General features: G+C 43.6%; 11 protein-coding genes. 4 read left to right on the top strand and 7 right to left on the bottom strand.

Annotated features, from left to right (window positions below; translation table 11 throughout):
- Nucleotides 1–3: 3 nt before the first annotated feature.
- Together LEUCM_RS03140 and LEUCM_RS03135 are read left to right on the top strand one after the other, a co-directional pair.
- Nucleotides 4–960 (top strand): Dyp-type peroxidase, encoded by a 957-nt coding sequence (locus LEUCM_RS03140; protein ID WP_016265765.1) that lies wholly within the window; start codon nucleotides 4–6, stop codon nucleotides 958–960.
- 544 nt (nucleotides 961–1504) lie between these two features.
- The gene (locus LEUCM_RS03135) at nucleotides 1505–2446 is read left to right on the top strand and encodes an NADP-dependent oxidoreductase (RefSeq protein ID WP_025016170.1); all 942 of its coding nucleotides are present in this window, start codon (nucleotides 1505–1507) and stop codon (nucleotides 2444–2446) included.
- 40 nt (nucleotides 2447–2486) lie between these two features.
- Here the strand turns inward: LEUCM_RS03135 and LEUCM_RS03130 are convergent, their stop codons facing one another.
- The gene (locus LEUCM_RS03130; RefSeq protein ID WP_016265768.1) at nucleotides 2487–3083 is read right to left on the bottom strand and encodes a TMEM175 family protein; all 597 of its coding nucleotides are present in this window, start codon (nucleotides 3081–3083) and stop codon (nucleotides 2487–2489) included.
- 188 nt (nucleotides 3084–3271) lie between these two features.
- Between LEUCM_RS03130 and LEUCM_RS03125 the strand changes: the two genes are divergently transcribed.
- Nucleotides 3272–3985 (top strand): DUF975 family protein, encoded by a 714-nt coding sequence (locus tag LEUCM_RS03125; protein ID WP_016265769.1) that lies wholly within the window; start codon nucleotides 3272–3274, stop codon nucleotides 3983–3985.
- Between the two features lie 80 nt (nucleotides 3986–4065).
- A complete protein-coding gene (locus tag LEUCM_RS03120; RefSeq protein ID WP_226474500.1) occupies nucleotides 4066–5058 on the top strand; it encodes an alcohol dehydrogenase catalytic domain-containing protein in 993 nt (330 codons plus the stop codon).
- Between the two features lie 49 nt (nucleotides 5059–5107).
- On the opposite strand, the gene LEUCM_RS03115 is transcribed toward LEUCM_RS03120, so the two are convergent.
- From LEUCM_RS03115 to LEUCM_RS03090, 6 genes are read right to left on the bottom strand one after another with little or no spacing between them, the layout of a single operon-like run.
- Nucleotides 5108–5962 carry a hypothetical protein gene (locus tag LEUCM_RS03115; RefSeq protein ID WP_016265772.1) on the bottom strand — a complete coding sequence of 285 codons (855 nt, stop codon included), beginning with the start codon at nucleotides 5960–5962 and terminating at the stop codon, nucleotides 5108–5110.
- A gap of 20 nt (nucleotides 5963–5982) precedes the next feature.
- Nucleotides 5983–6681, bottom strand: a complete 699-nt coding sequence (locus LEUCM_RS03110; RefSeq protein ID WP_016265773.1) for an ECF transporter S component — start codon at nucleotides 6679–6681, stop codon at nucleotides 5983–5985.
- Nucleotides 6678–8312: an ABC transporter ATP-binding protein gene (locus tag LEUCM_RS03105; protein ID WP_016265774.1), complete on the bottom strand. Its 1635-nt coding sequence runs from the start codon at nucleotides 8310–8312 to the stop codon at nucleotides 6678–6680. Before LEUCM_RS03105 ends, LEUCM_RS03110 begins: the two co-directional genes overlap by 4 nt.
- Complete coding sequence (locus tag LEUCM_RS03100) at nucleotides 8291–9223, bottom strand: energy-coupling factor transporter transmembrane component T (RefSeq protein WP_051524288.1); 933 nt, start codon at nucleotides 9221–9223, stop codon at nucleotides 8291–8293. The genes LEUCM_RS03105 and LEUCM_RS03100 overlap by 22 nt, the downstream gene beginning before the upstream one ends.
- Nucleotides 9172–9999: a DUF4430 domain-containing protein gene (locus LEUCM_RS03095; protein WP_016265776.1), complete on the bottom strand. Its 828-nt coding sequence runs from the start codon at nucleotides 9997–9999 to the stop codon at nucleotides 9172–9174. Before LEUCM_RS03095 ends, LEUCM_RS03100 begins: the two co-directional genes overlap by 52 nt.
- 11 nt (nucleotides 10000–10010) lie before the next feature.
- Nucleotides 10011–11471, bottom strand: a complete 1461-nt coding sequence (locus tag LEUCM_RS03090) for an LPXTG cell wall anchor domain-containing protein (RefSeq protein WP_016265777.1) — start codon at nucleotides 11469–11471, stop codon at nucleotides 10011–10013.
- Nucleotides 11472–11592: the final 121 nt, after the last annotated feature.

Genomic DNA, 11592 nt, shown 5'->3' with positions numbered 1-11592 from the left:
TTAATGGCTATTATTGCTAAAGATGCACAAGATGTTTTTAAAGATGCGGGCGAAAATATTATTTTTTCAACACTTAATTTAAATCGCCAGGATTTCTCATCAGACAGAGCTGCCGTTTCCGATTTGGCTGAACGGATCCCCGCAATTATCAATAGTATGAACATCCGCTATCCGGATGCCCATTTACGCGTTGCTTTTGGGATTGGCTCAGATGCTTGGGACTATCTTTTCCCAAACGCCCCTAAACCTCAAGAACTAGAACCCTTCCAAACGATTCCTAGTCCTAAACACGATGCTGTCGCTACCGGCGGTGATTTATTCTTCCACATTCGGGCCAAAGAAATGGCTGTTTGTTACGAAGTAATGGCGCAATTCATGCAATTCATCGGTCAAAATGCAACAACGATTGATGAAACCCACGGATTCCGTTATTTCGAAGGCCGCTCAATCATCGGCTTTATCGACGGTACGGAAAATCCCGCTATCGATGAAACGGCCGAATACGCCCTTATCGGCGACGAAGACCCTGAATTTATCAATGGTTCATACGCCTTTGCCCAAAAATATATTCATTCGATGGACACTTGGAACCACACTTCAACTGAAGAACAAGAAAAAACAATCGGTCGTAAAAAATTCTCTGATCTTGAATTAGACGATGCCGAAAAACCAACAAACGCGCACAACGTTGTTTCGCAAGATAACGAAGGTGGCGTCGAACATAAAATTGTCCGGATGAACGTGCCTTACGCTAATCCTGGTGAAAAGATGACTGGGACTTATTTTATCGGCTACGCTCGTCAATGGACAATCGTTAAACGCATGCTCACTAACATGTTCGTCGGCAAACCAGCCGGCAACTACGATCACCTACTAGATTTCAGCGAACCAACAACCGGCGCACTATTCTTCATTCCATCCAAAACACTACTAGCAAAAATTGCGGAAGAAGAAATTTAGAGTGCTGCATCGAACGCTTTGGCTTTGAGAATTAACGTAAAAATGGGCATGATGGTGTTTTTTCCATCATGCCCATTTTGTAGTTAATCGGAAAAGGCAGTTCGATAAAGCACGTTTGACCTAAGTTTAAAGCGATTTGACGCTGAGCATTAACTGAGTGTTGGGAATAATCGCCAGCGGCGGTTATTTGCAATACGGTGCTAAGCACAAGCGTCAGCTTTAAAAAGCACGTTTCAATTTAGAGTGCTGCATCGAACGCTTTGGCTTTGAGGATTAACGTAAAAATGGGCATGATGGTGTTTTTTCCATCATGCCCATTTTGTAGTTAACCGGAAAAGGCAGTTCGATAAAGCACGTTTGACCTAAGTTTAAAGCGATTTGACGCTGAGCATTAGCTGAGTGTTGGGAATAATCGCCAATCTTAAAAAGCCGACGAACGTCGGCTTTTTAATTGCTTTTTGTTGACTTCCCGCATACCGATTGCTAAACTGATGTTACTTACTTTAAATAAGAAAACGATGAGGTGTTTTAAATGTCAGATACTATGCAAGCTGTTGCGATCAACCAATACGGCGATGAACAAACACTTGAAATGATTACTTTACCAATGCCAACCATTGGCGAACACCAAGTACTAATTAAATCAAAAGCAACTGCTATCAACCCCCTTGACTGGAAATTACGTGCAGGTTATCTCACAAGCATGTTCGATTGGGCTTTTCCAATCGTACTTGGTTGGGATTTAGCCGGTGTCGTTACTGAAGTCGGTTCAGCTGTAACAGATTGGCAAGTCGGCGACGAAGTTTTTGCACGGCCAGCCACTTCTAATCGCGGTACTTATGCTGAATATGTTGCTGTTGATGACGAATTAGTCGCTCGCAAACCTAAGAACGTCACTTTTGAAGAAGCCGCTGCTGTGCCATTGGCCGGCGAAACCGCTTGGCAAGCCCTTTTCAACCACGGTCACTTAAAAGCCGGTGAAACAGTGCTCGTCCAAGCTGGTTCTGGTGGTGTTGGGTCATATGCCATTCAATTCGCTAAGGCAATGGGCGCCCACGTTATCACAACAACTAGTGCCAAGAATTTTGATCTCGTTCGCGACTTAGGTGCCGACGAAATTATCGATTACCGTAACGAAAAAGTTGCTGATAAAGCACACAACGTTGACCTGGTCATCGATACAATCGGTGGGCAAAGCCAAGTTGACGCTTGGTCCGTGCTCAATCCTGAAACAGGTCGCCAAATTTCAATTGTTGGTGAAGCACCCGAAACAGCTGACATTATCAAAGACACAAAGATGACTTTCAAAGCAATTTGGTTAATTCCAAATGGTGAACAACTTCGTGAAATTGCTGATCTAATGGCTGACGGTAAAGTAAAATCAATTATTGATACTGTCCTCCCATTCTCAGCGGAAGGCTTAATCAAATCACATCAACTAAGTGCAACACACCATTCAACTGGTAAAATCGTCATTAAATTCTAAATAATACAAAAAAAGCATCGCCAAGTTGGCGATGCTTTTTTTAATCGTGAAAGAGTTTATCACTATCAGAACCCGTTCGATTGCCGATCACAAATACTTCTAAGATCACAAAAATCAATTCGATTGCCGGGAAGAAATAAATCGCAACAATCAAGGCCACCTGGATCACCCAGAAATAAGGTTTCATAATAACACCGTAAATTGGCATCCCTGTAATCTTTTGATAAACCTCCGGTGCAACTTCGCGGTTGGCATCCGCTAGTGCGCGACTCAATAGGAAATACATCATCAACCAAGCAAAATGAACCACATAGTAGAAATATTCTGGGCCCCGTGAATTAATAAACCGCCCCGCCCAAGCAGTAGCAACGGGTAAAAATGACATCGATAATAACCATATATTATTCAACCAATAAATTCGTTTCGTCACCCGTTTCGTTAAACTAAACATGTAGTGGTGATTATACCAAGCAACCCCTACGAAGAGATAGGTTACGATATAAGCGAAGAAGTATGGTGCATTTTCCAATAAGGCCTTCATCTCAGCCGTTTCTGGTGTTTTAAATTCAAGAATCATAATCGTTACAATAATTGCAATGACTGCATCGCTGAAAGCTTCCAAGCGTCCCTTATTCAATAGAATCCCTCCCAAATATTAATAGCCGTTTTATATTTCACACTATTAGTTAGTACCCTTATCATTTTACCGCCATTAAAAGAATTTGTCACGACCTCCCCGGAATAATCAACCATGTTAATCGATTTATATTGCTTTCCCCCTTTAACTAATAGTATAATAACTTAAACTTTAGGGGGGATTTACAAATGGATAAAACATACAAATCAAGCGCTGAATTAAAGCGCGAGGCTAAGGCACTCTATGCGGGACATTGGGGCCAAGCAATCAAGCTTAATATCGTCCCAACGCTCTTTTCAATTCTCGCTTTTATCTTAATTGGTGGCCTCTTTATGGCACTCACTGCACTCTTCATGACATCGGACTTTGTCTCATCAGGCTCTGGCTCATTTCCTAGCAATATGTCTTCTGGTAATTCGTTGACCGGTAATATTGGTAGCTTCATCGTTGGTTTAATTACTTTGGGGATTTCATTTACGACGCTCGATTGGATCCGCTCAAAAGATGCCGATTTTAACGCTTTTAGTGGTGCTTTTAGCGTCTTTTCAAAACGTTATTTTGTCGGGGCTGTCATTACTGAACTATTAGCCGGCTTTTTCACCGTCTTATGGACATTGCTTTTCATCATCCCTGGGCTGATTAAGTCATTTTCTTATTCTCAAGCGCCTTTCATCTTCAAAGATTTAACGGACGCTCATCCAGAAGCCGATATCAATTACCTCGATTGCATTACAAAAAGTCGTGAATTGATGGACGGTCACAAATTTAGATTCTTCATCTTAAAATTAAGTTTCCTAGGTTGGGATATCCTGGCCGGCTTTACCTTGGGGATTGGCTATATTTGGTTAAACCCTTATAAACAAGCAGCTTACATGGGCTTTTACGCCGACTTAGTGGACTAGCATACTGAAAGGATTGGCGATTGCCAATCCTTTTTTGTTACCCTTAATGACCGAAACGGCTAAAATAGAGAAGAAAGGATGTGGCATCATTGATTTCAAACACACAGATCACCCTAGATTCTCACCAAAATTGGCAAACTGTTACTACTCAGATTCCAACACCTGGCGACCACGAATTACTCATCAAAGTCCAAGCCGCCGCAGTCAATCCTATTGATCTCAAACGGCGCGCCGTTACAACGCATATTTTAGGCTACGATGGTTACGGCGAAGTCTTAGCAATTGGCAAAGCCGTCACGCAATTTAAAGTTGGCGATATCGTCTATTACGCCGGTTCTACTCAGCTAGATGGCAGTTTTCAAGCCTACCAATGTATGACCGAAGCTCTCTGCGCACTCGCCCCCGACCAATTATCAGCGAGTGAAGCGGCTGGCCTGCCGCTAGTCTCACTAACTGCCTACGAACTACTTTTTGAAAAATTTCATTTCAAGGCCGCAGAACAAGCCCACCTCGGTAAAAACCTTTTGATTATTAACGGTGCTGGTGGGGTCGGCTCAATTATGAGTCAACTCGCCAAATGGGCTGGTTTCACCGTTTATGCCACTAGCAGTCCTCAAAATTTTAACTGGCTAAAAGCCAATGGCGTCGATTATCCTGTTGATTACCACCAAACAAGTGACCAGCTTAACATCGATCAACTGCCAGCAGAACACTTCGACGCGATTGCCGTTCTTTACGATGTTGCACCCTATTTATCTGCCGCAACACGCTTAATCAAACCACTCGGTCATGTCGGCTCGCTGGTTAATATGCAAGCCCCACTTGATTTAACCCCACTGAAAGCAAAATCAGTCTCATTTGATTGGGAATACATGTTTACTAAAACGGATTTTGATTACGAGATTGCCAGCCAAGGCGCAATCCTCAAAAAAATAGCGCGCCTCGCCGACACTAATCAAATTCACTCGATTACGACGCAAGTCTACCAAGGCTTATCGGTTGAAAACCTCGACACAATCACCAACCAGCTATCAGGTGGTCATTCAGTTGGAAAACAAACTATTATTTATTAAGCCCACTCAAAAAGTCCCAGTTGCTGAAAGTTAAGCATCTGGGACTTTTTTAATGACCTTGTATTTGACCTAACTCGCTTCTAATCTGGCCCACAGCTAGATTAAAGCTTGTATGATCAACCTGATTAGAAATGCTAGCACCCTTTTTTTCTAAAGAAACTAATTTTGCCTGAATCGCTAGAAGCGTCTTTTGCCTATCTGTTGCCAAGCCACTAAAATCAGATGGATATTGACTACCCAGACTCACAAGTTTTTCAAGTTGCGGTTCTAATTTTTTTACTTCTTTTTCATAGCGCGCTAATTGTTGCTTTTCCTGTGCCCGACTACGCCCTTGTGTAACTTGCGGCGCTGGTGTACTTAATCCCGGAGTGATGCCATTGGCGCTGACTCCCCAGATAAACAGGCCCACATTGATAATGGCAATTACCAAACTAATCCGCGCTAGAATTAATCTAAATTGCCACTGTTTAGCAGTTAGACGTACCAAATTAGGCCGTTCTTTGTAAAAATCACGCGCTAACTTTGTTGTTGTAAAACGAAATTGCTTCTGTAAAAGCCCCCAAATAAAGCACTGATGAACACCGATTAATAGTAAACAAAGACCGGCATAAATAGCGGTAACCTCCGTAATCATCGGCTTAATAACAAGCGCCCCGACAGTTAGACAAAATAACGCAAAGACTGCTAACAGCGTACATAAGTACCCCCGATAAAGCCATTCATACTTGGGCACATTTACCTTCAATAGCTCTAGCTCTTCTAGACTTAATATTGATTTCTCATATTTAGAAAGTCGCTTTAATTCACGACGCCTTGTTCTTTCAGTTACTAACAAAATATAGCGTACGAAAAATGGTGCTAATACCATTAGCATAAAGACAGTCAGTAACAACCAACCTGTCATACAGCACCTCCTATGATGAATTAGTGGTTCAATAAGCCATATTTAATTTTAAAACGTTGAATAATCCGGTACCACGATTGGTAAAAACAATAGATAAAGAACACGTTCGATAGTGCGTGGGCTAGATCGAAATAAAAACTCGCAATATAGGCTGCGATGAATGTTTTGAGCGATAAGGGATTAACATAGGCGATAAAATACCATAAGTTCATTACCCACCCGAAAATAAAACCCCAAATAAAGCCGAATAGGCAAAGCCAATATTTATTGTGGGCCCAATCAAAGCGGCTAATCAGCCCGGCTGTCACGCCCATCATCCCCCAACAAAACATCTGCCACGGTGTCCACGGCCCTTGACCTAAGAAGAAATTCGAAACCAAGGCCGCCGTTGAACCAATCATGAAGCCAGCTTCCGGACCCAAAACCAAAGCTGCGACAATCACCACGAAACTTGTTGGTTGAACACTCGGTAGCGGCGCAAAAGGGACCCGACTGACCGCCGCAATCGTCGCTAAAACGGCAATCATCACAATTTCACGGGCCCGAATTTGACGTTTTTCAAAGCGCCAATAAAATGGCAGCATACTGACCACTAAACAAATGAAACTCAATGCTAAAAAATACTGTCCCTGTAATTGAATGATTAAGCCTAATAAAACCGCAATTATTAAAAAGGCACTCCCAAAAACAAGACTACTTTGCCAGTCAATGCGCTTCATCGGCCAACCTCTTCCCAAGTTAACGCCGCAGAGTCTTGTGGTCGTAAGAGTCGATTAATCGGGGTGGTGTAAAAGAAGTTCGATTGGAAGAATTGGTGCGGTGCTTCTTGCGCAACAATCGCGCCATCAAATAACAAAGCACATTGATTCGCAAAGCGAGCGCTAAAGACCATATCATGACTAGCCATGATAATCGTTAATCCTTCTGCTTGTAACTGCTGTAATAGGCGTCCAAGTGCTTGTTTGCGCAGTGGATCTAAGCCTTTTGTCGGTTCATCTAAAATCAGCAACTTCGGATTAGCTAATAAAATAATCCCTAGCGCAATCAATTGTTGTTCACCACCACTAGTATCTTGCGGATCACTGTCTTCTAAATCAGTTAGGCCTAACTTAGCCAGCATCGCTGTGGCCGCTTCTTCTGGATGTTCACGTCCTAATTGAACGGCACGCCGCTCAAATTCAATCCGGATACTCTCCGCACTAAACTGATCAGCTGGTTGTTGAGACAAATAACCAATCACTTTAAATAACTGCTCTGTCGGCCACTTTTGTAGCGGTCGTTCCAACAAGCGGACAGTCCCGCGACGGGGTTCCAACAAACCAATCAATACTTTTAAAAGTGTCGACTTACCAATCCCATTTTTACCGACAATCGCTAACCAATCACCCGTATGGACCGTTAATTTGAGCTGATTCAAAACATACGGATCATTTTTGGTATATTGAAAATCTAAATGGTCAGCTGTTAATAATGTTTCTTGCGTCCCGGCTACTACCGGACGTAATTGATCATGAATGTTGCCGGCTGGCAATTGACGTTGCCCGGCCACGACCGTTAGTGGCACTAGTTCAGTCTCAGTGGTTAGTTGTTGTTGCCAAAAAAGCCGCGGAATCTCCGGCATGAAATCCCGTAAAGTTGGTTGCTGCCAAATTGCCTGTAAACCTTGATCAACTGGTCCTTGATAACTGAGGCAGCCGTTTGTCATTAACCACAGTTTATTAGCTAGTGGTAACACATCATCCAACTGATGCTCACTCATGATAATCGTTATGCCCAATTCATCATGCACGCGTTGTAATAAGCTCATAAACTCTTTGGTCGCAATCGGATCTAATTGGGCAGTCGGTTCATCTAACACCAATAGGCTCGGTTGGAGAATCAAAATTGCTGCCAGATTAACCAGTTGCTTTTGCCCGCCAGATAATTCATGGACCGATGCGTATAAAATATCCTGAATGCCAAGAAAACTAACGAGTTCTGCAATTCTCTTTTGAATATTGGCGCTAGCTTCGCCGCTATTTTCCAGTGAAAAGGCCAACTCCTGAATCACGGTATCCATTACGAGTTGGTTCTCGGGATTTTGGAAAACAAAGCCGATTTTCTGTGCACTAACAGCTGGGTCGAGATCCGCCAATAGTTGTCCATTGAACGATACCTGTCCCAAACGCTGTCCCACCGGCCATAATTCCCGTTTAAATTGACGCAATAAGGTTGTTTTACCACTACCTGAAGGACCGGCCACAACCACCCAATCACCAGCATTAACCGTCAGATTAATCTCGGCCAAGCTCGGCTGATTTGCTAATGCATATTGAAATTGAAGCTGTTCTATCTGTGCAATTGCCACCATAAGTACTCCCATCCTTCCAATAATAATGGTAACCCATCAATCAGCAAAATCACGCTTAGACACACCCCATCACGGCTGGTTAACCGCAATGTACCTAGTGTCGGATAAACGATTAACTGCCCGTTACCCTGGCTGGCGCACCAAAAGGCGAATAGGCCACCGCTAATGAGCGCCATCAATAGGCCATAATCGCGATGCGTCATTTGATAATGGCGATACGTACTTCTTTTTTGAACACCAAAGCCGCGGGCCGTCATTGAATCGGCGGTCTGCAGTGCTTCAGTCAGTGTATTGGTTAATAAAATTGCCAACAGATGCATCCCTGCTTGGGCGCGATTTTTTAGCCGCCCCGTTGCCATTTGAATCCCTCGCGTTCGTTGCACCGCCGTAATATCGCGTAAACGCCGAATGAATAATGGAAAAAAGCGCATCGTCATCATCGTCAGTAACGTCAATTGCGGGGCGATTCCGCCAAATAACGCCAAAAATTTATGATTGGTCATATGCTGATTATAAGTCACAAAAATCAATAATAAAACGGCCAAAGCGGTCGCCATTAAAAAACCATAGACCACCGCTTCCGCCGTTATCAGGGTACCGCCAACCGTCATCATAACGTGCGTCCCGTGATTATTGATAATTGGATTCATGATGACAATCAGGACCATCATCAATAAGGCACCTTGCAGCGTGCTAACTGTTTTCTGTTGATTTTTGGCGACCCAATTAACCGCAATAATAACGATCAGTTGGCCACATAAAAAGTAGGGGTGGTTGAAACACATCGAAAAACTAATCATTAATATGAAGTACACCAATAAAACCAGTGGGTGTAATTGATCAATAATCAGTTGCGATTTTAGCCCTGAGGCGCGTGGCGATCGTGTCCGAGATCTTCCGTATACAGCCAATCAATAACATCTCCACTCTTCACATGATAGACACCACACGATTGATTTGAAAAAACGCCGTTGACCCGATAGAGCCAACCACTCTGGGGGCCCTTATCGAATTCAAACAAGCCATTAATCCCTTTGACATAGGCGCTAGCACCAATCCCACGGTAAGATAGCGGCATGCCTTGTTGGCCCGTTAGCCGTTTTAAAACGGCCAGCACTGTCTCACCATCATCAATCGTTACCGAAGCATGATTAATTAGGGCTGCATTGCCTTCACTAATCGGCCCGTAAACACTTAACGTTACCTTCTTGGCAGCTGGTTCAGGTTGTTTGGCTGGTGCTTCGTGAGACTCAGCCTGCTGTGTTGATTGTTGCGCTGTTGAAACTACCGCGCTGCTTGCTGATTGACGTGTTGTTGTTGGTGGTGTAGTAGTCGTTGCTGACTGTGAGGTTGGCGTTTGTTTAGCTGACGCGCTTGCCTGTTGTTCTTTTTTAGCAACACTGGCTTGTTCAGACTGACTAACCTGCTTGGCTTCTTTAGATTGTGCCTGCTTAGAAGCGACAGAATGCTTCGTCTCTTTAGCCTTAGTCTTAGTAGTCGTCTTTTTTGAAGTCGATTCGGCGTGCTTGGTGACCGCCTTGTGCGCAACTTTTTTTGATTGCGTCGATTGCTCACTTGCATGTTTAACTGTGGTTGGTTGCTGTTGAACACTCGCATAGGTCTCGTAGCCGATTCCGCCTAGTAACACGAGACTTGCAACGCTTAGTAGTAGGCGCTTTTTAACCATCTAGTTGCCTCCTAGCGTTGTTTTAAACGACGTGTTTGGTAACCTGCAACACCAAGTAACATGAATAACCCAGCTAAAACACTACCCCAAACAGATTGATGACCCGTTTGTGGTAAAGCATCTTGCGTCGCAGTTGTGCCAGTCAATGGCATCCCATCTTCTTTATACCCCGGTTGTTTGGGCAATGTTTTATCTAAATCAACTTCTGAAGATGATGATGCTGACGATTCACCGGCTGGCTTTTTGCCAGGAATACTTGGCTTTGGATCTGGCGCTGGCTTTGGATCCGGTTTTGGCTCTGGGTCCGGTTCTGGCACCACTTTTTTAAAGTTATAGATTGAGCCTTTGCCCTTCAATAAATAATCATACTGGCCTAAAGCATAGACCGCTTGTTCCGTTGACATTGACAGTGCGCCATCATCGCTACCCATCATCCAGCGGAATTGCCCGTCGGCTTTTTGGTAAGCAATTAAGTTCGTGATTGGTGTCGCACCATTATCACCAACAAAAGTTGTGGCTGGATTGACGCCAGCTGCGGCCAATCCTAAGATGGCCATTGCCGTGCTATTTGAGTTTTCTTCGGTTGAAAAACCACCAGGAATCAAGAAACCGCCCGTTGCTTTCACAAAACCAGTTGTTTTTAATAAGGCAACTGCGCGATCCAAAGCGCTTTGAACCTTAGGTTGATCACGATGCATGCCTAATGCTGACATCGTCATCCCCGTAATATCCAAATCACTGACTGATCCGAAAAAGGCCCAACCACCAGCTGTGTTTTGTTGTTTTAAAACTAAATCGATTAATTGATTAATCGTTTGGTTGGCTTGTGAACCGTAATCTTGAGTGCTAAGGGCAATAATCCCATAGACTTGTCCTGTGATACCGGCAGTAGCCGCTTTTTTAATAATTTCAGCAATTAAATTAACGCCGTTGAATTGTGTTGGGTCTTCGCCAATTGCAGCGATCCCAATTGTCAGGCGTTCCAAGTCGGTTGCAGAATAATGACCGGCCATTCCGGTTAATTCTTCAGCAAAGACTTGGTGGAACGTTGCTTTTTGGGCGGTTGTTAATTGCGCCCCAGAACTGATCCGGGCCAAAGCCGCCCAAACTTCAGTATCCTGGCTAGTTGTTAATTGTTGCGCCCCACGCGCCATAGCCCCTTGATAGTCCTGATTTAAAACAGCTTTAGCGGCTGATTTTACAGGTTGATTATTGGTTGTCTGGGCTGTTTTAGCAGGTACTTCTGCCACTTGTGAACATGAAGACGTCCCTTGACTCTGACGGCTTGATTCAACCAATTGATCACTGGCAACTTGACTGCTAGTTGATTGACTAGCACTGAGTTGACTTGTCGCAACTGATTGCTGACCGGTTTGAATATCTGTCGCATGCGCACTCGTCGTACTCGTGACAGCTGGTGCTAATAATAATAAACTCGCCCATAATCCGGTATAGATTTGTTTTCGTTTCATATAATATTCCCCTACCCCTACAAACTTAACTTTTAACTAATTACTTCTATTTTAACAATTTTTTGGTGAAAGCAACATCTTTTTAAAGCACTATCATTGGATTGACAGATTATTTTTCGTA

This window comes from Latilactobacillus sakei subsp. sakei DSM 20017 = JCM 1157 (assembly GCF_002370355.1).
Classification (GTDB): domain Bacteria; phylum Bacillota; class Bacilli; order Lactobacillales; family Lactobacillaceae; genus Latilactobacillus; species Latilactobacillus sakei.
The sequence above is the reverse complement of the archived record's forward strand: the minus strand, read 5'-3'. Positions and strand labels throughout refer to the sequence as shown.